The sequence below is a fragment of the Desulfuromonas sp. AOP6 genome, from assembly GCF_009731355.2.
In the GTDB taxonomy this organism is placed as follows: domain Bacteria; phylum Desulfobacterota; class Desulfuromonadia; order Desulfuromonadales; family SZUA-540; genus SZUA-540.
This window is the reverse complement of record NZ_AP022810.1, coordinates 701,836-724,501: the sequence shown is the minus strand read 5'-3', so window position 1 is coordinate 724,501 and position 22,666 is coordinate 701,836. Positions and strand designations below refer to the sequence as shown.

Annotated in this window: 19 protein-coding genes; 8 read left to right on the top strand and 11 right to left on the bottom strand. The window is 58.9% G+C overall.

Going from position 1 to position 22,666, the window contains the following annotated elements; translation table 11 throughout:
- Positions 1-46: 46 nt before the first annotated feature.
- The 4 genes from glyS to AOP6_RS03405 form a co-directional block, all read right to left on the bottom strand.
- Positions 47-2,113, bottom strand: a complete 2,067-nt coding sequence (glyS, locus tag AOP6_RS03420; protein WP_155875229.1) for a glycine--tRNA ligase subunit beta — start codon at positions 2,111-2,113, stop codon at positions 47-49.
- Between the two features lie 48 nt (positions 2,114-2,161).
- Entirely contained in the window at positions 2,162-3,031 is an 870-nt protein-coding gene (gene glyQ, locus AOP6_RS03415) for a glycine--tRNA ligase subunit alpha (RefSeq protein WP_155875228.1), read from the bottom strand.
- Between the two features lie 163 nt (positions 3,032-3,194).
- Positions 3,195-3,953, bottom strand: a complete 759-nt coding sequence (gene recO / locus AOP6_RS03410; protein ID WP_155875227.1) for a DNA repair protein RecO — start codon at positions 3,951-3,953, stop codon at positions 3,195-3,197.
- Positions 3,954-4,210: 257 nt separating this feature from the next.
- Entirely contained in the window at positions 4,211-5,527 is a 1,317-nt protein-coding gene (locus AOP6_RS03405; protein ID WP_213194740.1) for a ferric reductase-like transmembrane domain-containing protein, read from the bottom strand.
- A gap of 266 nt (positions 5,528-5,793) precedes the next feature.
- On the opposite strand from AOP6_RS03405, the gene AOP6_RS03400 reads away from it, so the two are divergent.
- Positions 5,794-6,480, top strand: a complete 687-nt coding sequence (locus tag AOP6_RS03400) for a DUF3793 family protein (RefSeq protein ID WP_155875226.1) — start codon at positions 5,794-5,796, stop codon at positions 6,478-6,480.
- 65 nt (positions 6,481-6,545) lie between these two features.
- On the opposite strand, the gene AOP6_RS03395 is transcribed toward AOP6_RS03400, so the two are convergent.
- From AOP6_RS03395 to AOP6_RS03375, 5 genes are all read right to left on the bottom strand, one after another.
- Complete coding sequence (locus AOP6_RS03395) at positions 6,546-6,956, bottom strand: YbaN family protein (protein WP_155875225.1); 411 nt, start codon at positions 6,954-6,956, stop codon at positions 6,546-6,548.
- A gap of 19 nt (positions 6,957-6,975) precedes the next feature.
- Positions 6,976-8,952 (bottom strand): cation:proton antiporter, encoded by a 1,977-nt coding sequence (locus tag AOP6_RS03390; RefSeq protein ID WP_155875224.1) that lies wholly within the window; start codon positions 8,950-8,952, stop codon positions 6,976-6,978.
- Positions 8,953-9,020: 68 nt separating this feature from the next.
- On the bottom strand, positions 9,021-10,376 hold the full coding sequence (gene mgtE, locus AOP6_RS03385) for a magnesium transporter (RefSeq protein ID WP_155875223.1): 1,356 nt from the start codon (positions 10,374-10,376) through the stop codon (positions 9,021-9,023).
- An 82-nt stretch (positions 10,377-10,458) separates the two neighbouring features.
- Positions 10,459-12,072 carry a radical SAM protein gene (locus AOP6_RS03380; protein WP_155875222.1) on the bottom strand — a complete coding sequence of 538 codons (1,614 nt, stop codon included), beginning with the start codon at positions 12,070-12,072 and terminating at the stop codon, positions 10,459-10,461.
- Complete coding sequence (locus AOP6_RS03375; RefSeq protein WP_155875221.1) at positions 12,069-12,272, bottom strand: SlyX family protein; 204 nt, start codon at positions 12,270-12,272, stop codon at positions 12,069-12,071. Before AOP6_RS03375 ends, AOP6_RS03380 begins: the two co-directional genes overlap by 4 nt.
- A 587-nt stretch (positions 12,273-12,859) precedes the next feature.
- Between AOP6_RS03375 and AOP6_RS03370 the strand changes: the two genes are divergently transcribed.
- The 3 genes from AOP6_RS03370 to def all read left to right on the top strand — a co-directional run bounded on the left by AOP6_RS03370 (position 12,860) and on the right by def (position 15,207).
- Positions 12,860-14,017, top strand: coding sequence for a choice-of-anchor F family protein (locus AOP6_RS03370; RefSeq protein WP_213194739.1), 1,158 nt, complete (start codon positions 12,860-12,862; stop codon positions 14,015-14,017).
- 146 nt (positions 14,018-14,163) lie between these two features.
- Positions 14,164-14,703, top strand: coding sequence for an ACT domain-containing protein (locus AOP6_RS03365; protein ID WP_155875219.1), 540 nt, complete (start codon positions 14,164-14,166; stop codon positions 14,701-14,703).
- Between the two features lie 3 nt (positions 14,704-14,706).
- The gene (def, locus tag AOP6_RS03360; RefSeq protein ID WP_155875218.1) at positions 14,707-15,207 is read left to right on the top strand and encodes a peptide deformylase; all 501 of its coding nucleotides are present in this window, start codon (positions 14,707-14,709) and stop codon (positions 15,205-15,207) included.
- Between the two features lie 15 nt (positions 15,208-15,222).
- On the opposite strand, the gene AOP6_RS03355 is transcribed toward def, so the two are convergent.
- Positions 15,223-17,934, bottom strand: a complete 2,712-nt coding sequence (locus tag AOP6_RS03355; RefSeq protein WP_155875217.1) for an ATP-binding protein — start codon at positions 17,932-17,934, stop codon at positions 15,223-15,225.
- A gap of 133 nt (positions 17,935-18,067) precedes the next feature.
- Positions 18,068-18,577 carry a molybdopterin-guanine dinucleotide biosynthesis protein B gene (gene mobB, locus AOP6_RS03350; protein ID WP_155875216.1) on the bottom strand — a complete coding sequence of 170 codons (510 nt, stop codon included), beginning with the start codon at positions 18,575-18,577 and terminating at the stop codon, positions 18,068-18,070.
- 457 nt (positions 18,578-19,034) lie between these two features.
- On the opposite strand from mobB, the gene AOP6_RS03345 reads away from it, so the two are divergent.
- The 4 genes from AOP6_RS03345 (at position 19,035) to AOP6_RS03330 (ending at position 22,626) form a co-directional block, all read left to right on the top strand.
- A complete protein-coding gene (locus AOP6_RS03345; RefSeq protein ID WP_213194738.1) occupies positions 19,035-19,622 on the top strand; it encodes a TetR/AcrR family transcriptional regulator in 588 nt (195 codons plus the stop codon).
- Between the two features lie 155 nt (positions 19,623-19,777).
- Positions 19,778-21,133 (top strand): selenite/tellurite reduction operon rhodanese-like protein ExtH, encoded by a 1,356-nt coding sequence (extH, locus tag AOP6_RS03340; protein ID WP_155875214.1) that lies wholly within the window; start codon positions 19,778-19,780, stop codon positions 21,131-21,133.
- 40 nt (positions 21,134-21,173) lie between these two features.
- Positions 21,174-22,349: a selenite/tellurite reduction operon porin ExtI gene (extI, locus tag AOP6_RS03335; RefSeq protein WP_256439365.1), complete on the top strand. Its 1,176-nt coding sequence runs from the start codon at positions 21,174-21,176 to the stop codon at positions 22,347-22,349.
- Between the two features lie 34 nt (positions 22,350-22,383).
- Positions 22,384-22,626, top strand: a complete 243-nt coding sequence (locus AOP6_RS03330) for a hypothetical protein (protein ID WP_155875213.1) — start codon at positions 22,384-22,386, stop codon at positions 22,624-22,626.
- Positions 22,627-22,666 lie beyond the last annotated feature (40 nt).

Genomic DNA, 22,666 nt, shown 5'->3' with positions numbered 1-22,666 from the left:
CTTCCGGCACCGTTTTTTACTGAAAATAAAAGAGCCGCCTAGTTTCCTAGGCGGCTATCTTCGCAAAGTCTGCAATGTCTTCGAAGAGCCGGGCGACCCCTGTCAGCAGGGCCAGCCGGTTTATTCGCACGCTTTCATCCTCGGCCATGACCATCACCCCTTCGAAGAAGTCGTCCACGGCCCCACGCAGGGCGGCGATGGCCTGCAGGGCGGCGGCGTAGTCTCCCGCCTCGGTGGCGGCGGCGACACGGGCGGCGGCAGCCTGCACCTCGTCATGCAGCGTCTTTTCGCAGGCAGCCTCGAAGCGGTCGGCGTTCACCGGGGTGTCCACGCCCCCCTTGATAATGTTGACCACGCGCTTGAAGGCCACGGCCAGAGGCTCGAAATCTTCCCTTCCCTTGAGGGCAGCCAGCGCCTTGACACGCTCTTGGGCGTCGATGACATCGTCAAAGGAGGCCGACAGCACGGCGTCGACCACGTCCTGAGGCTGACCCTGGCCGGTAAGCATGTTGAAAAAGCGCAGGCGGATGAATTCCAGGACGTCCTTCTTCACCTCGTCGGCTGGGCGGGTAAGCTTGGCGGCGAGCAGATCCACGGCCTTGCCGACCAGCTCGGCCAGGGAGAGACGGTAGCCGCGGTCGAGTAGGATGGACAAGACGCCGATGGCGCTACGCCGCAGGGCATAGGGGTCGGCAGAGCCGGTGGGGATGAGACCAACGCCGAAGCAGCCGCAGATGGTGTCGATCTTGTCGGCGATGGAGACGAAAGCACCCAGATGGTCGGTAGGGAGCGCGCCGCCGGCTTCAACGGGGAGATAGTGCTCATGGATGGCGCGGGCCACGCGGGCGTCCTCCCCTTCGAGAAGGGCGTACTCGCGGCCCATGATGCCTTGCAGCTCGGGGAACTCGTAGACCATCCCCGTCTCCAGGTCGCACTTGGCCAACAGGGCGGCCCGGTCCGTCAGGGCGCTGTCGGCGGGAGACAGCTTGGCGGCCAGCATGGCGGCCAGTTCGCGGAAACGCATGACCTTCTCGTAGCTGGTGCCGAGCTTGGCCTGATAAACCACGTTCTTTAAAGCGTCGAGACGGGTCTCCAGTTTGACCTTCTGGTCTTCGGTCCAGAAGAACATGGCATCGGAAAGACGGGCCCGCAGCACCCGCTCGTTGCCACGGGCGACCACGGCCGGGTCTTCCGGACGGGTATTGGAGATGGTGATGAAACGGGGCAGCAGCTTCCCCTGTTTATCGACCAGGGTGAAGTAGCGCTGATGCTCGCGCATGGTGGTGATCAGCAGTTCGCGGGGAAGCTGCAGGTATTTGTCCTCGAAAGAGCCGATGATGGGGGTAGCGTCCTCCACCAGGTAAGAGACCTCGTCGAGCAGGGCCTCGTCGGCATTGACTTCGCCGCCGGCGGCATGGGCGACGCGCTCGATCTCGCGGGCGATGAGGTCGCGGCGCTTGGCGGGGTCGGGAGTGACGAAATGGCGCTCGCACTCGTCAATCCAGCTGGCGAGATCACGCACGGGGAAGGTCGCCGGTGCCATGAAGCGGTGGCCACGGGAGAGATTGCCGCTCTCGAGGTTGCCGTAGCTGAAGGGGACGACGACGCCGTCATAAAGGGCGACGATCCAGTGCATGGGGCGGGCAAAGCGGATGTCGAGATCCTTCCAGCGCATGGACTTCTTGAAGGGGATGCTGGCGATCAGGCGGGGCAGCATCTCCGGCAGCAGATCGGCGGTGTGGCGGCCTTCCTCCACTTTGGTAAGAAAGAGATAGGCTCCCTTGTCCGTCTCCACCTGCTGCAGGTCGGCAACCTCGACGCCGTTGGCGCGGGCAAAACCAAGGGCTGCCTTGGTCGGATTACCGTCGCCATCGAAAGCGACCTTGACGGAGGGACCTGAGAGACTCAGCTCCTGCCGGGGCTGCTCGGAAGCCACGTCAGCCACGGCGATGGCCAGGCGACGAGGGGTAGCGAAGGTCTGGATCGTTCCGAAGGAGATGCGGGCATGCTCCAGCTCCTTGCGCATGAGGCGTTCCATATCACGCATGGCCGCCGGCAGAAAGCCGGCCGGGATCTCTTCGGTACCGATTTCAAGAAAAAGTTCAGCAGACATGGTATCTCCGGTAAGGGGACACCGGGACGCGGGGTGCGCCCCGGCAAATCATTTTTTCAGCAGCGGGAAGCCAAGCTTCTCTCTCTGGGCCACGTAACCTTCGGCGCAGAGCCGCGCTACATTGCGCACCCGGCCGATATAGGAGGCGCGTTCGGTCACCGAAATGGCACCGCGGGCGTCGAGCATATTGAAAGCGTGGGAGCATTTCATGACGTAATCGTAGGCCGGCAGCACCAGCCCGCGCTGCGCCAGGCGGATACACTCCTTCTCGTACATGGTGAAGAGATTGAGGAGCATGTCGACGTCGGCCTCTTCAAAGTTGTAGGTGGAGAACTCCACCTCGCTCTGGTGATGGACGTCGCCGTATTTGACCCCCTTGACCCACTCAAGGTCGTAGACGTTGTCCACGCCCTGCAGGTACATGGCAATGCGCTCGCAGCCGTAGGTGATCTCACCGGAAATGGGTTTGAGATCGATACCGCCGGCCTGCTGGAAGTAGGTAAACTGCGTGATTTCCATGCCGTCGAGCCACACTTCCCAGCCCAGCCCCCAGGCGCCCAGCGTCGGTGATTCCCAGTCGTCCTCGACGAAGCGGATGTCGTGCTGCGAAGGGTTGAGGCCGAAGCTCTTGAGCGAATCGAGGTAGAGCTCCTGAATATTCAGGGGCGAGGGCTTCATGATGACCTGAAACTGGTAATAGTGCTGCAGGCGATTGGGGTTTTCACCGTAGCGGCCGTCGGTGGGACGGCGGGACGGCTCTACGTAAGCCACCTTCCAGGGCTCGGGCCCCAGTACGCGCAGAAAAGTGGCCGGGTTGAACGTACCAGCCCCTTTTTCCATGTCGTAGGGCTGCTGAATAATACAGCCTTGCTTGGCCCAGTAGTTCTGCAGGGAAAGAATGAGATCTTGAAAAGTCACGATGCCTCCAGGCAGTAAAAACAGTTGGCGCCCACTCTTCAGGGCCTGTTTACAGGTATACTGTATACAAATTCAAAAAGCAGAATTTTAGCCCCTGGCCCCAAGCCTGTCAAGGCAATTTCTGGGCAATTCCGAGATGCGACAGGAGCTCCGGTGCAAGGCTTCAGCCGTTGCGACCCCCGACTTGCTGCAGAAAAACCAGCGACTTGAGCCGGTGATGCAGATGGGGACCAATGGCCGAGGTGAGCATCGCCTCCGCCTGCACCAGCGTATGCTCGCTCAGGCGATAGCCCTCGAAACTTTCCAGGGGGGCGCGCAGAATGCGGGACAGGGTTCCCAGCGTCAGCAGACTGACCTTCAGGCTGCCACGCCCTCCCTCGCAAAGGGCACAGAGACTCCCACCGCGGGCGGCTTCAAAATAGACGGTCTCTGTGCGCAAGGTCTCCATGCACTCGGAGCAGTGCAGCAGATGCGGGATATAGCCGGCCAGTTCCAGCAACCTCAACTCGAAGAGGAGCCGGGCCTCCGGCGAGCCTCCAGAAGTGGCAAGATGTCCCAGAAAAGCCCGCAGCAGCCCGTAAACCCGCGGGTGCCCCGATTCTTCCCCCTGCAACTCTTCCACCAGCTCACAGCCATATCCCGCCAAGGCCAGCGCCAACAGATCTGTACGCAGGCCGGCGTGAAGGTCGAGCAGTTCCGCCTCCTTCAGGGACAGGAGCTGCCCGCGCCCCGGCGGGCTCCAGTGCATCATCACCTGTGCAAAAGGCTCCAGAGCCGGTCCAAAGCGCTTGCGGCTGCGACGGGCGCTGCGGGCAAAACCTTTGAGCAGTCCCAGCTCGGGCGTATAGAAGGTCACGATCCTGTCCGCTTCACCATAATCGACATGGCGCAGAATGATCGCTTCGCTACGCAGAATCTGCATAAAGAGGGTGCCGTTTTTCGAATAAAGAAGAGGTTTGTACGTCGAAAGAGCGCGAAGATCGAGCCCTGCGTCCCCGTATCATAGACAGGAGCCCGGCGAAGATCAAACAGAATGTCCCCGGCAAACGAGGCTAAAGGAAAAGATCAGCCGTTCTGCGACAGGGCGAAGACCCCGGCCAGAATCAGAATGATCCCCCCCGTCGTCCAGGCCAGCAGCTTGGCCAGCAAAAGTCGCATCGATGCCCTCCTTTACCTGACTCAGACCAGATCGAAGAGTTCGGAATGAAGCTGCCCCAGGGGGACGCCCAATTCATGCAGATATTTTTCCGCGATGTGGATCATCGCCACCGGCCCGCAAATGAAATACTCCGCTGCCGTCAGGGGCTGCGGCACATGGCGCAGAAGCAGATCCCTGGTGAGCAGCCCCTCCTCCCCCTGCCAATCGGGCGGGGGATCGTTCAACACAAAGACAAGCCGGAGATTGAGGCGGTCCCGCAATGCCTCCAGCTCTTCCCGGAAGGTCAGACGATCCCAGGTATTATAGGCGTACAACAGCAGTAGCGGACGGCGATCGCCTCGATCCGCCAGCGTGCGCAGCATGCCCATGATAGGGGCGATGCCGATGCCGCCGGCGACAAAGACATAGCTGCTTGCCGGCTGCCGGTCAAGGCTGAAACAGCCATAGGGACCATCCACGTAGACCGGCGTCCCGACCTCGACCTCCTTGATGCGGCTGGTGAAGTCCCCCAGTTCCTTGATGGTGAAGTGGAGCTCGGCCGCCTTTTCAGAACTGGAGGCGATGGAGAAGGGATGCTCTTTGAGCGCGAAAGGGGAAGCCCCGAGGGTGATCCAGGCGAACTGACCGGGCAGGAAGCTGAAACCGTCGTGCCCCGCGGGAACGACCTGCAGCGTCCAGGCCTCTCCCCGCTCGGCGCTCACGCCCGTAACCCGGTAGGGACGGCGCAGCAGCATGGCCGGCCTGATAATGCGCACGGTGACCAGCAGCAGCAGACAGGAAAGGGAGATCACTCCCCAGAGAACTTTGGTCCAGGGTGCGGCGGCGTAATGTCCAACCCCCACAATATGGCCAATGGCCAGACCAAGAGCCAGGACGGCCAGCAGCGCATGGCCCAGACGCCAGCGATCGTAATCGATACTCAGCGGTTTGCGCCAGAGGGAACTGATCAGCAGCAGGCTGAGGGCCAGCAGAGACGCCACGCCTGCCCAGAAGTGCCAGGGTGCCAGGCCGGGGCGAAAGAAGGCCCACAGGGGCGGCTCCCGCCACAGCAGTACGACAGGATGGGCCAGAATAAACAGGAAGGCCGCCAACGCACTCTGCCGGTGAAAATAGTAGACGATATCGATGCCAAAAGGAGCGGAGGGTCGGCGAAAGCGGGCCGTCTGCACGAAAAGAGTACCCATCATGGCCGTACCGGCAAAGCCCAGGGCAAGGGATAAATCCCACCAGAAACCGCTGCCGGCAGGCATCGGACCAAGCAGGAGCACCAGCAGCGGCGCCATCACCAGCGCCAGATAGACCCCAATCCAGAACAGTCCGGAAAAGACGTATTTCAACCTCTCCTCCTCTCGCAAAATTACAGTTCATAAAACTCTAATCTTTTTCGGCAACAGTGCAAGGGTATCCCGGAAGATCATCACGAAGTCCATTTTCCCCGGCGAATTTTCTGCAACACACCTTATCAAACCCCGATCAATGCAGAGCCACTCCTTTTGTTGAAAACGGTTTTCATTTTTATCTTGACTCAAATACTGCCATTGCCGTAGTCTCAAAGTCGTGGCCGGCTCCCCACAGCACAGAATTCATTGCATGGAGGTATTTCATGTCTGCAGCAGCCATTCACGATTCAAAACAGCTCGGCTGGGGCCAACTGGCCCCCCTCTTCATTGATGAACGCGCCTGCATCGCGGCGTTCATGGCGCTGGAGACCGCCGAAATCCTGGACGGCGTCAAGCCGGCCAACCTCATCAACGTGGTCAACCGACCGCAACCCTGCGGCCGCAATCTCTATCTGCTCTGGAAAAAATATGGTGACAACCTGCTGGTCGACAGCGGCCTTACGCCCAGCGTCATGATCGACCGCGGTGAGTCCCTGCTCCTGCTGGTTTACCGGGACGAGGCTTTCACCGCCCTCCTCTCCCGTCCCAACGTCATGGCCGTGCTGCGCCGGGCTGGCTACCAAGCCCCCTTGGACAAAGACAGCGTTCTCGCCGAGTTAGGGGCGCGCCTGCAGGCTGGCCGGGGATTTCCCCATGAAATTGGGGTTTTTCTCGGTTATCCCCTCAAGGATGTGGCCGCCTTCATGGGTTGGGTCTCTCTCCCCTTCAGCTGCCAGCGCCTCTGGAAAATCTATGGTGACCCGCGCCGCAGCCTGCAGTTGGCCCACAGCTTCTCTACCTGCCGAAACCGTATGGCCCACCGCCTGGTCCACCAGGCCCGTTCGTCCCGCCGACCCTGCAAGCATCCAGGGCATACTGGCGGGCACCCTTTTTTATGCGCCACCAATTGAAATTGATTTTCTTTTCTACTTGCAAAGGGGGCCAAGGCCAGCGGCCTGGCTTTTGATTCTGAGGATCACTCTTCCCCACCCTCGCACACCGGCAGGCGCAGCAGATAGACGGTGACGCAAAGGCCAATGGCGATGAGGAAGACTTTGACCCAGAAAAGGGGAATAAGGAAGAAAACAGAAACGGGAATGCTGATCCAGATAAGGGTGATGGCCGTGATCTTGGCGCGCAGGGGGATGCCCTGGCCGTCGAGATAGCCTCGGATCATGGGTCCCAGGTGGGGATGGTCGAGGAGCCAGTTGTGAAAGCGTTCAGAACTGCGGGCAAAGCAGGCGGCGGCCAGCAGGAGCAAGGGCACCGTCGGCAACAGGGGCAGAAAGATACCGACGACGGCCAGAGCGGTACTGATGAGCCCGGCGGCGGCGAGCAGCAGCCTGAGAACCCTGCTGTCGATTATTTTCGTCCTTCGATCAGGCATGAATCCTCGGACGGTCGTCTCAGGCCGCCGGAATCGACTTTTTCATCATGGCGGCATTGAAGGCCTGTCGCTGGGCGGTATTGCCGATGGTCGCAATCAGATCGCCCTCGGCAAAACGAAAATCAGCTTCCGGGTTGGGTAGAAATTCCCCCTGCCGGATGACGCCCACGATAGAGACGCCGGTGCGCTGCCTAATCTCCAGCTCCCGCAGGCTCTTGCCCACCATGGAATTGTCCGAGGACAGGCGTTCCCAGCTCAACTCCAGCAGATCACCGGCCCGCCGCAGCTGACGGATCTCCTGATGGTCGTCACGCCCTTCGGAGAGGGGGTGGTAGAGTTCGCGGCGGATGGCGTCGGTATAACGCTGAATTACCGGGATGGGCATTTTCAGGTGAAGAAGGGCCTGACGGGCAATTTCCAGGCCCGCCTCCAGCTCCGGCAGAATGACCATGTAGACGCCATCGTCGTAAAGAGAGCGCATCTGGTCTTCCCCATCGGCGCGCACGACAATGTTCAAATCCGGGTGGAACTGCCGCACGTGACGGACAATGGTCTGGGCCGAAATCACCGCCGGGGCCGTGATGAGCAGCTGCTGGGCGTTGTGAATCCGGGCCGCCTCAAGAACGATATTCTGACTGGCATCACCAAAAATTGCCGGGAAACGCTCCCTTTTACATTCTTCAAAGCGCCGATGGTTGACCTCCACAATGACGAAGGGAACCTCGATCTGACGCAGGACCCGGGCCACATGCTGACCGACCCGTCCCCCTCCGACGACGACGATGTGGTCCTTGAGTTCCTCAACCGGCAGATTGATGGCCTCCAGCGTATCGTTGCTGCCGAAGCGCTGACGCAGGGCATAGAGAGGCGCGGTCAGTCCCGAGACGACAGGCGTCATAAACATGCTGATGATGGTGGCGGCCAGAATGAGAGAGTACTGGTCGAGACTCAGCGCGCCGATGCCGTAGCCTTCCTGGGCCAGCAGAAAGGAGAATTCGCCGATCTGGAACATGCCCAGCCCCGTCGCCAGCGGGATAACGTTGCCATAGCCAAAGCTCCGCGCCAAAACGCCCATGATGAACCCTTTGCCGAGGGCCACCAATAACACGAGGGTGAGCACTTCGAGCCAGTTGGCCATGAAAAAGACCGGGTTGAGCAGCATGCCGACGGAGGTGAAGAAGAGCAAGCCGAAGAGGTCGCGCAGGGGGATGATGTCGCTCAGGGCCTGGTGGCCGTAATCCGATTCGCTCAGCACGATGCCGGCGACGAAGGCGCCGAAGGCGAAGGACAGACCGGCCAGATAGGTGGCGTAGCCGATACCGAGGCCGATGGCGGTGATGGAGAGCAGGAAGAGTTCCCGGGAGTCCCAGCGGGCGATGATGGCCAGTAGTTTCGGCAGCAGCTTGGTTCCCAACAGCAGCATAACGGCCAGGAAAACCGCCGACTTGATCGCGGCAAAACCAAGAGTCGGCAGCCCCGAGGCCGGATTGCTCAATTGGGGAAGCATGATCATCATCGGCACTACGGCCAGATCCTGCACGATGAGGATACCGATCATGACGCGGCTGGAGAGGGTCCCCATGACCCCCTGGTTCATCAGGGTCTTGAGGATGACCATGGTGCTGGAAAAGGAGACCACGCCGCCCAGCCACAACGAGGGAATCCAGTCCCAGCCAAACCAGCGCCCGATGAGAAAGCCGAAACCCAGGGTCAAAAGGATCTGAATCGGCGTCCCCACCAGGGCGATCATGCGGACAGGCCGCAGCTCCTTCAGCGAAAACTCAAGCCCCAGGGCAAAGAGCAGCAGGGCGACACCGATCTCGGCCAGTTTTTCGATGTCATGGGCATCCCCCACAGAGACGCCACCGGTAAATGGGCCAACCAGGACGCCGGCCAGGATATATCCCAGCATCAACGGCTGCTTCAGGCGGTGGGCGACCAACGCCCCGAGCAGGCCGGCGACAATGATGATAATGATGTCCGCTGCGATTCCCATTGATTACAGAACCCTTCTCACTGCAAATATCTTAACAGCTGGCAGCCAACAAGCCTGCAACAGTGGCCCTAAACGAGATGCCGGAGAAACATGGTGGCGGTGCCGAAATAAATCAGGATGCCGGTGATGTCGTTGGCCGTCTGCACGAAGGGGCTGGAGGCGATGGCCGGGTCGATGCCGATTTTCTTGAAGAAGGAGGTAGCGACTACCCCCATGGTGGCCGCCACGGTCATGGCGGTGACCATGGCCAGACCGACGACCAGGCCCAGATAGACATTGTGGTGCCAGATAAAAGCGACCAGACCGACGACCAGGCCACAGACAGCTCCCATGATGACCCCCACGCGCAGTTCCTTGAAAAAGACCTGACGCAGGGTCGAGAAATCGATGCGGCCGGTGGCGAAGCCGCGCACGACGATGGTGGCGGACTGGCCGCCGACGTTACCGCCCATGCCGGTGATAACCGGGATGAAGGAGATGAGGGCGATGACCTGTTCGAGGGTGGCCTTGAAGCGCCACATGAGATAGCCGGTGATGACGCCGCCGAAGAGGTTGGTCACCAGCCAGGGCAGGCGCAGGCGGGCAATTTTGAAAGACTTGTAGCCGTACAGCAGCTCTTCCTCGCTGGCGCCGGCCATCTTGTAGATATCCTCGGTGGCCTCCTGCCGCATGACATCGATTACGTCATCGACGGTGATGATACCCATGAGCTTGTTGCCGTCATCGACGACGGGGATGGCCAGGATGTTGTACTTGGCGACCAGCAGGGCCACCTCTTCCTGGTCCATGTCGGTGCGCACGCTGATGACGTCGCGGATCATGATGTCCCTGAGCAGAGTCGACGGCGGCACCGTCAGCAACTGGCGCAGGGAGAGCACCCCGACCAGATGGTTGTTCTCGTCGGTGACGTAGAGGTAAAAAACCATCTCCACGTCCTCGGCCTGCTGCAGCGACTCGACGGCCTTTTTGACGCTGAGATCCTGGTTGAGAGAGAAGATCTCCGTCGACATGATGCCGCCGGCCGTATCCTCGTCGTAGCGCAGGAGTTGTTCGATCTCCTCCGAGTGTTCGTCCTGCATGATGTTGAGGATCTCTTCCGCCAGTTCCTCGGGCATATTGCGGATGATGTCGACGGCGTCATCGTAGGGCATCTCCTGCAGAACTTCGGTGATCGCCTCCGGTTCGATCTGCTCGAGCAGCTGGGCGCCAACACTGTGATCAAGTTCGGAAAGGACGTAGGCCGCCGTCTCGGCCTCCTCGATAAGATTAAAGAGGATGCGCTGCTCCTTCAGGTCGAGGTAGCGGAACAGGTGAGCGATATCGACGGGGTGGGTTTTGGCGATAACCTTGGTGAGATTGGGGTAGGCCCCGCGGCGAATCAGTTTTCTCACCGTATCGAGGAGCATCTCCAGCTTTTTATCCATGGTCTTTTCTCCTCCTCGTCGGGTCTTGGGGAACTTAAACGGCTAAGACTAACACCCAAAAAAACGCCCTGTCAATGGCCGTTCAGCAAAAGAGGAAGGCATGACTGGAGGTAAAGAGCGGGGGAACGCGGTTGACCATGGCCCGTACCGCCGGGGAAGCCAGCAGGCGCTGTTGCAGAAAACGCCGGGCCTCTTTACGCCCCCAGCCGGAAGAGGACTGAAAGGTTTCGTAAAGCCCCAGAGACTCGCTGTCCGTGGGAAGCATGGAGCCTTCGATGCCGAAGTCGGCGGGCCGGTCCAGTATCTCCGACTGACGGGGCAGATTCATGATGGCGGCGTTGAGAAAGGTCACGGCTTCGGCGTGTTCTTCAAGAAAATCCAGGGTCGCCTCGGCGTCGGCTGCGGTCTCACCGGGGGTGCCGAGCATGATGTAAACATAGGTGGCGATACCGGCGCGCTGCAGATTGCGCAGAATTGCCGAAACGTCGGCCAGGCGGGTTCCCTTGCCCAGGCGGTCGAGCACGGCCTGGGAACCGCTTTCCAGTCCCAACTGCAGCAGGCGGCAGCCACCGTCAGCCAGGGCTTGGACGAGATCGGCGTCAAGGAGCGCTTTTTCAAAACGCACAAAACCGTGCCAGCGCAGCGCAGACATCTCTTCCGCCCGGGCAGCCATAGCTCTAAGCAGGCGCGGCGGCATGGCGTTGTCGGAAAAATGGAGAAAGGGCGTGCTATAACGAGCGCTCAGTTCCAGCAGCCAGGGAACGAAGGAGGCGTCCTCCACCGTCGCCCAGGGATGGGTCGGCGAGGTGGCCTCGGGGCAAAAGAGGCACTTCTGCCAGTAGCAGCCACGGGACGCACTCAAAGGGAGCACCGGCACGGGGGACAGATACTGGGAGAAGGGGGCGAAGCTGTAATCCGGGGTGAAGGCAATGGCGGCAGGGTCTTCCAGCTCATAGGCGCCGGCGGGGCTGCTGCCGGCCAGCAGCGTGTTCAATACCGATTCACCAGGACCGAAACCGATATGGTCGAAGCAGGAAAAACGCTGCCCGCTCTTGTGCAGAAAAGGCTTCCAGGAGGTGAACATGCCGCCGCCGCCCACCAGGCCCACGTCCGGCAGGTGACGACGGATCATCCCGGCCAATTCGAAGGCGGGCAGGACCTGGTGGCGGTAGTTGACGGAGAGGGCGACCCAGCGCGGCCGCTGTACTTCCAGTTGCGGCAGCACCTGTTCACGGAAGTAGGGAGCGAACAGGGTAGATATCTCCCCCGCGGCCACCCGCTCAAGGTCGGCAGGAGAGAATTCGGAAAGTTCCCCGTGCTGGTAATCCCCCAAGGTCAGGCGTTCCCGCCCACCATCACCCCCATAGACCGACAGGGCCTGATTGAGATGATGCACCGCCGTGCCGTAGCGGGCAAAGCTCCGCAGCGCCTCCGGTGAGCGCAGCAGGTCGAGGGAAGCACGGGCATGGCGCACGGCCCGCTGCAGGGCACGGGATGGCGATGACCCCAGCGCGCCTTCCAGCCGGGACGTTTCGAGCAGGTAGAGATAGGCCTCCAGATTGGCGTCCAGCGCTGCCGCCGCGAAACCGAGACCGCGTAGATGTCCCAGCAGGGCGGCCACACCCAGAGGCGGCTCGGCCGGTTTGGCTGCCGGCGGGTGGATGAGCAGCAGATCCTGCCCGGCGATCCGACTCATTCGTCCGGCGATTCGGGGGTGTCGGGCGCCAGGGACTTCAGGGCATCCTGCAGGCGGCGATTCTCTCGCTCCAGCCCGTCCAGCCGCCGATGGCACAGCACCACCTCGTCATTGAGTTCTTCCGCCTGCTCAGACAGGTGCGCATAGCGTATTTCCAGCTCGATCAGGCGCTCCGTCAGGCTCTTCTCATCAGCATTCATTCTCTATCTCCCCAATTAGTACGTAAAGACGCTGCATGCTAGCAGAGGCAACATGCCGGCGCAAGCAGACGGACAACTTGCCAGCCAGTGCACCCCACTTATTCATGGGCAAATACCAAAATTAACAAAAATCAATGGTGTTTCCCCCCTACTGAAGGTGAAATCACCAGCATCAATTCCCTCATTTCTCCCGCACTTAAATACTTAACGGTAATTAATGTCATATAAGGGAAAACCCCCAGAAACCCCCCACGGATTCCCCATTAGAAAAATGGTTTCGCCTGAGGAAAAACCTTTGTATTTTCCGCGTACTGACCGCCACATCACGAACAGAGTTCGCCAGCAGTTCTTTCGATGATGTTTTCTAAATAAACCCTCCTTCATCAAGGCCCACCAATTCTCATTAAAAAAGCTGGCACAACCGATGCTATGAAGCCAACGAAACTCCGTCAACGTTTCGGAGTGACATCCTGGAGGGTGTATCGAAGGTTTCCAGCGACGGGATCTGTCTTTCCGGCGCTGGAGAACAACAACGTGCCAGGGGGGATGCCTCTGGCCCAATGCACATGGAGAAAGGAAGGACGCAAATGAAAAACCCCAAAAGACTGCTGCAAAAACTCACCGCCACACTCAGCCTGCTGGCCTTCGCCGGCGTGGCTCAGGCCGCCACCATCACGGCCTGGGACACCACCGACGTCGACCTCAACCTGGGGCCCTACACTCTGTATGAGTCGTACGTCAACTTTATCTACACTGACGCCAGCTTCAGCACCACCATCGGCGGCATCAGCTGGAAAGAGAGTGACTCCCAGGCCCCCGGTATCAGCATTGTCAACGGCGACGATCAGGACGGCACCAACTGCGTGATGACTTCCGGCTATAACCCCTATGACTTCACCATCAAGCAGTGCTCCGACCCCTTCCAGTCGAGCAAACGCTTTAAATCGCTCATGAACAATCTCGCACAGCCCACCGTTATCAAGTTCAATGTAACCAATGACGGTTCGGTTAAAACCTACAGCATGATGCAGAAACTCTCCAACTGGACGGGCGTGGATCTCACCGACTTCGCCATCGAGCTGGGCTTTGTCGACGCCAACGGCAACTGGATTCCTTCCACTGTCGGCGACGGACTCGCCATCACCACCAGCACTGGCAAGCCGGTCGTCATCGGCGAAGCCCGCGACAAGGACATGGTCGCTCTCTTCGCCCATGGTCTCTTCGGCGCCCCTGACAAGCATCACCCCGAGCCCGGCTATTTCGATCCCAACGAGCGTGGTGACTTTGCCCTGCAGGCCGCTGAAGACCGCTTCGAGTCCAACGGCATCTCAGATAACCACTACAACCTGTTTGGCCTGTGGAACAGCGCCCCCATCACCATCTACGGCATGTATTGGGACAGCGATCAACTGTACTACACCGACAACATTCTCATGGCCAACTGTCAGGGGACTTTTGACGAAGTCGCCGGCGTCTGCGACGGCACCTGGATGACCTATCGCTCCCAGGAAGGCACCTACATTGACCCTGTTGACGGTCTGGAAAAAGCCTACATTTCCGATGGCGTCGCCAAGCCGGTTTCGGCAGAGCTGCTGGCCCAGTGGGCGGCTGATCCCTGGGTGGCCCCCGGCCCCATCGACGACTTCGCCAACCTCAGCCTCAACTGGTACATCACCCTGGGCAACTCGGCCAACTGGCCGACCCCCGATTCTTTTGCCATCCGCCTGATCCCCAGGACGGAATAAAACCTGATCTGTTGCGTTGTTATGTCATAGCCCCTGCCGAATCGGCAGGGGCTTTTTCTTTGTGTTGGCAGAGATCATCTTGGCAAGCGGGTCTGTTCATGCTAGAAAAGTCATGATTCATTTCACCCCTGCCCGTGGAGTCTGTCATGCACTATTTCGCTCTGACCATCATCGGCCGCGACCGACCCGGCATCGTTGCCGACGTTACCGAAGTTCTCTACCGTCTCGGCTGCAATATCGCTGACTCGAGCTGTACCCTGCTTGGCGGCCAGTTCGCCATGATCCTCATCGTCTCCAGCCCCGACATCGACAGCAAGCAGCCCTTTCTCGACGCCTTCGCCAACATCGAGGAGAGCGGCCTCTCCGTCTTTGTGCGCGTACTCAAGCCAGGAGGAGAACTGAGCCCGGACCTGCGCGGAGAAATCTGCATGATCTCGGTTTACGGCTCGGACAAGCCCGGCATCGTCTATCGCGTCACCCAGGAGCTTGCCCACCGCCAGATCAACATCACCGATCTCAACACCAAGCTGGTCGGCAGCCAGGAGCGCCCGGTCTATGTCATGATGCTCGAAGCGATGCTGCCCGAGGGCCAGGACGAGGACACGCTGAAAGAGATCATGGCCGGCCTCAAGGACGAACTGCAAGTGGATATCAACGTCCGCTCCATCACCCCCGTTGAGCTTTAAACCATGGCCGTACAGGAAATCCGACTTTACCCCGACCCGATTCTTAAAACCGTCTGCGAACCGATAGAGGCTTTCGACGCCTCGGTGGAATCTCTCATCGAGGATCTGATCGACACCATGGTTGCCGCCGGCCACTCCGTGGGCGTGGCGGCGCCGCAGATCGGCGCAACCCGCCGGGCCCTTGTCGTCGACGTGTCCAAGTCAAAGCTGGGCAGGGAAAACAATCACGGTCTGCTGGTGATGGTCAATCCGGTGATCCTGGAGAAGGCAGGCTGCAGCAGCATGCGCGAAGGGTGCATGAGCGTGCCGGACTACACGGGCAACGTCAGCCGGGCCGAGCAGGTGGTAGTACAGTTCCTCGACCGGCAGGGACGTGAAACGGTAATCCAGGCCAGTGGCTTTGAAGCGGTGGCCATCCAGCACGAGCTGGATCATCTTGACGGTTTTCTCTTTCTCGACCGTGTGTCCAGCCTCAAGACGGACGTCTTCCGCCGCAAGAAATAGACGCCAGGTTCCCAGCTACCCTGGGGAGGACGCTGCGTCTCCCTCCAGGAGAGCGCCAACCACCTCATGGAGTTCGGCGGCCACGATCGGTTTCATGATCAATCGGTCGATGCCGGCCGCCGCGCTCTCCTCAGGGGATATCGTCCCCACAAATCCACTCAGCAGCACAATGGGCAAGTCGCGACGAATCCCCTTCAACTGACGGGCGAGATCCAGACCGTTTTTGTCCGGCATGGACAAATCGGTGATGACCAGATCGAAATCCTGCGGGCGGCGGCCAAAGGCTTCCAAGGCCTCCTCGGCCCCTTCAAAAGCGGACACCCGGTACCCCTGGGCCTCCAGCATCTCCTGCACCAGCAACAGCACGATCTCCTCGTCATCCACCAGCATGATATGAGCCTGCCCCGCTGTGGTACCGACGACGGCAGGCGCGCCGTCCATTTCCGGGGCGACGACGGCCGGCAGCAGAATAGTGAAGGTAGTTCCCCGACCCTCGACACTCTGCACAGAGATATGGCCGCCATGACTGGTCACAATCCCGTGCACGACCGATAGCCCCAATCCCGTCCCCTGCCCCACATCCTTGGTGGTGAAAAAGGGTTCGAACACCCGCTTGCAGGTCTCTTCGCTCATACCCTGGCCATTGTCGCGGAACTGCAGGCGCAGGTAGGGACCCGGCTTGAGTTCGGGGTGTATTCTGGACTGGGCGGCATCAATACGTACCTCCTCCAGAACGACTTCCAGGTCACCGTCCCCGTTCGGCATGGCCTGCAGGGCATTGGTCCCCAGATTCATCAATATCTGGTGGATCTGGGTCGGATCAGCCATGACCAGGGGCAAATCGACCGCCAGCCGTTGACGAAGGCCGATCTTTTTCGGCAAAGAGGCCTGCAGAAATTCCACCGCTTCGCTGACCACCTGCGCCAAGTCAACGGGACGCCGGCTGCCCTCGGTGCGCCGGCTGAAGGTCAGCACCTGCTGCACAAGATTACGGGCGCGGCGGGCGGCGTTGATGACATGGTCGAGACACTGGCTGGCCCGGCTGTCGCCGGGCACCTCGCCCTTGCACAGTTCGCTGAAGCCCAGAATGGGGGTCAGGATGTTGTTGAAGTCATGGGCGATGCCACCGGCCAGAGTCCCGACGGTCTCCATCTTCTGCGCCTGAATGAGCTGGGCCTGCAGACGGGCACGTTCTTCCTCTCCCCGCTTGCTCTCGGTCATGTCCCGGGCGGCGCACACCACACCCTCCACGCTGCGCCCATCATCCCGCATGACCTTGGCGGAGAAGAGCACCGGTATCCGCTTACCGCTCTTGCCCAGAAAGTGCAGTTCGATATTGGAAACAAAGCCGGCGTGAAAAAGGTTCCGGCTGATCATCTCATTGAAATCGGTGCCGACGATATCAATGAAAGAGCGGCCGATCAGTTCTTCCTCAGGGTAGCCGAGCAGACTCACGGTTGAACGGTTGACTACCTGGATGCGAAGGTCCGAGTCAAAGACCAGCAGCATATCCATCATGGAATGGAGGATATTTTCGACATAACGCCGCGACACCAGCGTATGGTGCAGGTCTCTCGCCATCAGGTTGATAGCGGTGGCGACCTCGCCGATTTCGTCATTTTTGTCGACGGGAACAGCCGTTTCCAGATGGCCGCGGCCGATGTCGGCGACGGCCGCTTTCAGCTTCTGCAGGCGCAGGGAGAGGGAATGGGAGATGAGGTAGCCAAGGCCCAAAGCGAGCGTCACCACGGCCGCCATAACCAGGGAGACCAGAAAGATGGTGCGTTGCGCCCTGTCAACGGCACCAGCTTTAAGCTGGCTCTCCAGACCGACTTCGTAATCCGCCAACTGGACGCCCAGGGCACGGATGCTGGCCGCCGCCCCGTGCAGGTCGCGCAGCAAGGCCTCATTCCTATGATAATTGAACTGGCCGCCGACGACCCCGGCATCACGGATTTCCACCAGCTGCCGTCCGGCCAGAAACATGTCCCGTTCACCGGCCGCGATACGGTCGAGCAGGGCCTGCCCGAAGGGCTCCTTGACCCGATCCCGTAAAATATCGATGTTTCGTGTCAGCTCCAGATTAAAATCGAAGAAATCGGCCCGATCCTCTTCGCAGCCAAGGGAAAGGAAGAACAGCAGACTGCTTTCGGCCCTTTTGGCCAGGCTGGCCACGGCTGTTGCCGCCGTGATGGCTTCCTGCTTGTTGAGAAAATTGGTTTCGATATGGGCGATACGCAAGGCGCTGGCGGCCAGATGACTGACAGCGTCACTCAGATTGCGCAAGGCGGTGTTGTGGCGGGCCAGCACAAATTCGCTGGAGTCGTCCAGCTCTTCGTCATGGGCCAGGACGAGAGTCAGCGCCAGGTGCCTGACTGTTTCCTGCGTGCGCTGAAGGGTCTCCAAAAAACGGCGGGCGTCGGGGTTCTCCACCTGGGCTTCCAGCGTGGCCAGTTCACGACCCATCCCCTCATAAAGGGAGAAGACGGCGGCGCGATCCTCGGCGTTGTGAAGGGATAGATAGAGAAGGAGATGACTTTCGAGGCGTTTGGCATGGCTGGCCACTTCGGTGGCGGCCGCCACGTTGGAGCGAAAATGGCTTTCCCCTCCCGCGAAATAGCCGACAATCTGCCGGTTGGCACTCAGGGCAAAGAATCCCGATGTCGCCGCCAGGGCGGCAACGGCCAGAAAACCGAAAAAAAGTTTACTCCTGAGACTGAGGCTCACAAGGCCCCTCCCGCCATTGCATCAAATTCACCCAAACTGCGGTGCTTCATAAAAATTCCATGATGAGCACCACCTAAGCTAGCAAATTCCACACCAGTGCGTGCGAAAACAAGTCTACCTGCCTATATTGCCATCATCGCAAAAACCGCTCCTCGATGAAATCACAGATGGCTCCGGCATCGTCAAGATGAAAGACCGGCACATCAAGCTGCAGCCCGGCGTCGGAGGCCACGGCGATAAGGGTGGGGTCAGGCTCCTCTCCACGGCAGAGCAGGCGTTCGCTGCGGGAGGTGCGGTGCACCTCGATCTTGGGCATGGCGCTTTTTTTAAAACCCTCGGTCAGCACTATGTCCACGTCGGCAAACAGCTTCTGGATGGTCTCCTCCAGCGGCGGTTCCTCTTCGTCGCGGTTCATCTTGATCATGGCGATCTTGGCCGGTGAAGTGATCACCGTAGTGGCGGCCCCGGCCTGGGTCATGCGCCAGGAGTCCTTGCCCTCGTGATCCATCTCGAAGCGATGGGCATCATGCTTCAGCGCCCCGACCCGATAGCCGCGTGCCTTCAGGCCGGCAATGAGTTTTATCAACAGGGTAGTCTTGCCGGTCCCGCTCTTGGCGACCACCGAAACGACGGGTACGTTCATGATTCCTCCTCCTCAATGTGCGTTTCTTACACAAGGGCAGAACATACCTTTTCCGCAGACCCTGTCAAGGCCAATTCCTGCCGAGCCTGCGCTGACCAGCCCCATGGATTCAATATTTCAAATAGACAATAATTTAGATATTACAATACCTTATCATCACTTGACTACGCGATTTAACCTGTATAATACAGCCAAAAGGCCAGCCGCGCCAAAAGCGACGTGCTCCTCTTTTTCACCTGGCACAAACCAGCTTTCCCAGTGAAATCACGACGTCAGCGGGGCAATAAACTCACCTTTTTCAGGTAAAATCACAGGCGGATTAAAACACCGCAACATGTGGACTTTACGGATATACAAACACCGCAACCCTTCGAACGGCGCCTGGTCCTCTTCGCTCAGGCATGGATTATGCTACATACTCAAAAACAGAACGAACGTTCTTTCTGGAGTTATTTTGGTGGATACAGCGCCCCGAAAACAACAGCTCAAACATGACCAAATTGTCAAAGTTGCCCGCAGTCTTTTTGTCAAGAACGGGGTCCACCATGTCTCCATCCCCATGATTGTCAAGGCCTCGGACACCAGCACCGGGGCTATCTACCACCACTTCGGCAGCAAGGAAAACCTGGTCAGCTTTATCCGCAAACAGACTCTGGGCGACTTTTACCGGGAATTCAACCGCCGCCTGGAGGGCAAGGAGACCGCTCAGGAAAAACTCGCGGTCTTTGCCCGGCTGATTTTCGAGATCACCGAGAATGATCCGGATATGATGGGCTACATGCTCTTCATCAACCAGGGCGACCTCAAGAGCGTAGAGCCGCCCCTCTGCTTCACCGACCCTTTCCGGCGCGTGCAGGCCATCGTGCGAAAAGGCATCGAAGACGGCGAGATCAAGCCGGGCGAGGTTTACATTCTGGGCGCGGCCTACACCGGCGTCATCCTGCGCGCCGCTGAGTTGCGTCTGATCTGCGTACTGGAACAACCGCTGACCGAGATCGGCGACCTGATTATCGAGAACGCCTGGGCGGCAATCAAGGCGACCTGAAGGCGAAAGGCCGACCTTTCCAACGCTCGGCCACACGAGTTGAACAATGGCAAATCACAACTGAGAAAGGAGGTTACCCGGGAAAGGACGTCAACAAACTGGACCAAGGTAACAAACACACGAAGTATCGAATCTAACTTTGGAGGCACCTAATCATGAATCTGAGCACGTTCAGAAAATCGTTTATGATGGTGACCCTGGCTCTGCTGACCTCTGTGGTCATGTGGGGTTGCGGGTCGGACAGCTACACGGACCACACCGCACAAGTCCAGACCAGGACAGAGACACCCGTGATTACCGCCGAGCAGCTCAAGAGCTGGTTTGACGCCGGGCTGGTCAATGCGGACGGCAATGAGAATGTCGTCATTCTGCATCTGGACGCAACGACCGAAGACCTTCCAGACAATCCGGGTACTTATATCTTCACCGGATCCACGATTCCCAACGCTTATCTTTGGGACACCAGAGTTGAATTATCGATGACCCGCCTGGAGGGCCTTGGCAACGCCGGAAGTAGCGTCATCACTGGCCCCATGATGGATGCCATTCTGCAACGCGCCGGAGCCAACAAATATTCCACCATCGTGATTACCGGACCTGCATTTTCCCTTAATTCGGGTGGAACCCCTATTGTCAACTGGGCACCAGCCAGGGCATATTTCACCCTGCGCTACTGGGGAATTCCCAAGGAAAGAATCAAGTTTCTCAATGGCGGCGTCAGCGCCTGGTCAGCAGCGTATGTCGCAAATCCGGATTGGGACACGACAACCTTTGCCAATTGGGACCTTGATGCCAATGGCCTGACGACCAAACGACCCATCGAATACACCAACAACACGTTCAGCGTACGGGAAAACTACCAGCTCCGCGACGACCTGCGTTACTCCATTGGGGAGATGATCCAGGTCGTTGAAGACAATACCGACGGCTCCCAGGAATTCAACATCATCCACCGCACCTCGGCGGCTTCAAGTCCCACCCTCCTATCGGCTATTGTCAGAGATACAACCGAATTATTTACCCCTGATTGGGCCTACAAAACGGCTGACGCCATCCTCACCGACGTCGTGTTCGACACCGACGCCATTCTCGATCCCACTAAAGAGTCAGGAGTTGGCGACTTTGTTGAAGGGCTCCCCACCATCACCCATTGCGCCTCTGGCATGAGCTGCGCCCCTATTTTCTTCTCCCTCGACGCTATCCTTGGTTGGAATGTCGCGATTTTTGACGGTTCGACCAATCAATGGAATGCGTACCGCGGATTGCCAGCTGAAGATAGGGTTATTCCTAATGATGCTTGGAACACCAGCGATCTCTCTACAAATCCTGCAGCACTCGCCGTAGATAGCAAAGGAAACACCTACGACATTATCGACCCCATCCTGAACAGCCGCTACATGACGGTTGACGATCCGCGCGCCAACCAGATTGAAAACGAGGACAGCGAGTATATGTCGACACTTCCTTCCGCACCGACCAATGTCGGGACCGGGGATGCCAGCGGCTGCTAATTTAATTTAAAACCCTCTTTTCATCAAAGGAGTGAACACCGTGAAACTACGTCATATTGTAACATCCCTCGCGGGCATGATGCTGCTGGCCTCCACGGCTGTGGCCGGACCCGTCTGGCAGTTTGGCCCCGAAGACCAGGGTCTGCTCAAACTGGAGTACAAAGGTCAGTTCCAGTTCAACCATCGTGATACCGGCGCTGGCGAGAACAACGACGAATCGGCCTCCGAATTCAACTTCCGCCGCAACCGCCTGGCTCTCATGGGCGCTTACGGCCCCAACTTTGGCCTGTATGTGCAGACCGAGTTCAACGAAGACAACAACATCGGTACGCTGTCTGTATCGGATGGCGATAACTCGAACTTCCAGATTCTCGACGCCGTCATGCGTTTCAAGCTCAGTGAGCAGGTCAATGTCTGGGTCGGTAAGTTCAAGTACAACCTGACCCGTGAAAACCTCGAAGCCTGCGAGGCTCCCCTGACCCTCGACCGGTCCTACTTCATCCGCGCCCCTTATGTCACAACCCGCGACAAAGGGGTGGCCGTGTGGGGCAACCTGGCCGACGGCATGTTCCAGTACCGCGTTGACGCCATGAATGGCCGCAACGACAACGACTCGTCTCCCAAATCGAACCTGCGTTACAGCGCTCGTGGTCACGTGAGCTTGTTCGACAAGGAGACCGGCTACGGTTACAAAGGCACCTACATGGGTGAGAAGAAAGTGCTCACCGTGGGCGCCGCTTACCAGTTCGAGTCTGATGTCGAGTACGAAGCTCCCAATAGCGGTTCCGTCGATTACGCGGCCTGGACCGTGGACGGCTTCTTCGAGTATCCCGTCGAAGATGTCGGCACCTTCACCCTGTCCGGCGCCTATGTCGACTATGACCTCGACGACGCCTATCAGACCAACACTGCCGCCGGTCTCACCGGCATCAACGGCGAAAAGAACGGCTCTTACTACAAGGCCGGCTACATGCTGCCCAATACGCCCCTGCAGTTCTTCGCCCGCTATGAGGATTGGTCTTTTGCCACCTTGAGCAACGTCATCGACCAGGAAGTCACCGCTTACGCCCTGGGCTTCAACTACTACATGCGCGGCCAGGATCTCAAGTTGACTGTTGAGTATTCTATGGCAGACTTCGACCAGGAAGGGTCCTTCGGTGGCGAGACGACCGAGGACATCAACACCCTGGCTGCCCAGCTGCAGCTCATCTTTTAACCTCTGCTAAACCAGGCACAAAAGGAGACACATCATGAAAAAACTGCTGATTCTAACCGTCATCACCCTGCTGAGCGCCGGCGTGGCTTTTGCCAGCAGCCACGAGCTCAAGGGCAAGGTCACCGCCGTCAGCGGCAAGACCGTCACCATTGAAGTGGAAAAAGGCAACGCGTCTGACCTGAGCGTCGGCGACGCTGTCGAAGTGGAAGTAAAGAAAGAAAAAGGCGAGAAGAAAGCCGCCCCTAAAAAAGGCAAAGACATGCTGATGGGCTGCTAATGCCTACCCTCAGGGCAGGTCGGGCTTAACAGAGCCTGAC

What these genes read in the sequence shown, in the direction of transcription:
- glyS (WP_155875229.1), bottom strand. Translation starts at nt 2,113, where the DNA reads ATGTCTGCTGAACTTTTTCTTGAAATCGGTACCGAAGAGATCCCGGCC.
- recO (WP_155875227.1), bottom strand. Translation starts at nt 3,953, where the DNA reads ATGCAGATTCTGCGTAGCGAAGCGATCATTCTGCGCCATGTCGATTAT.
- AOP6_RS03400 (WP_155875226.1), top strand. Translation starts at nt 5,794, where the DNA reads ATGTCTGCAGCAGCCATTCACGATTCAAAACAGCTCGGCTGGGGCCAA.
- AOP6_RS03395 (WP_155875225.1), bottom strand. Translation starts at nt 6,956, where the DNA reads ATGCCTGATCGAAGGACGAAAATAATCGACAGCAGGGTTCTCAGGCTG.
- AOP6_RS03390 (WP_155875224.1), bottom strand. Translation starts at nt 8,952, where the DNA reads ATGGGAATCGCAGCGGACATCATTATCATCATTGTCGCCGGCCTGCTC.
- mgtE (WP_155875223.1), bottom strand. Translation starts at nt 10,376, where the DNA reads ATGGATAAAAAGCTGGAGATGCTCCTCGATACGGTGAGAAAACTGATT.
- AOP6_RS03380 (WP_155875222.1), bottom strand. Translation starts at nt 12,072, where the DNA reads ATGAGTCGGATCGCCGGGCAGGATCTGCTGCTCATCCACCCGCCGGCA.
- AOP6_RS03375 (WP_155875221.1), bottom strand. Translation starts at nt 12,272, where the DNA reads ATGAATGCTGATGAGAAGAGCCTGACGGAGCGCCTGATCGAGCTGGAA.
- AOP6_RS03370 (WP_213194739.1), top strand. Translation starts at nt 12,860, where the DNA reads ATGAAAAACCCCAAAAGACTGCTGCAAAAACTCACCGCCACACTCAGC.
- AOP6_RS03365 (WP_155875219.1), top strand. Translation starts at nt 14,164, where the DNA reads ATGCACTATTTCGCTCTGACCATCATCGGCCGCGACCGACCCGGCATC.
- def (WP_155875218.1), top strand. Translation starts at nt 14,707, where the DNA reads ATGGCCGTACAGGAAATCCGACTTTACCCCGACCCGATTCTTAAAACC.
- mobB (WP_155875216.1), bottom strand. Translation starts at nt 18,577, where the DNA reads ATGAACGTACCCGTCGTTTCGGTGGTCGCCAAGAGCGGGACCGGCAAG.
- extH (WP_155875214.1), top strand. Translation starts at nt 19,778, where the DNA reads ATGAATCTGAGCACGTTCAGAAAATCGTTTATGATGGTGACCCTGGCT.
- AOP6_RS03330 (WP_155875213.1), top strand. Translation starts at nt 22,384, where the DNA reads ATGAAAAAACTGCTGATTCTAACCGTCATCACCCTGCTGAGCGCCGGC.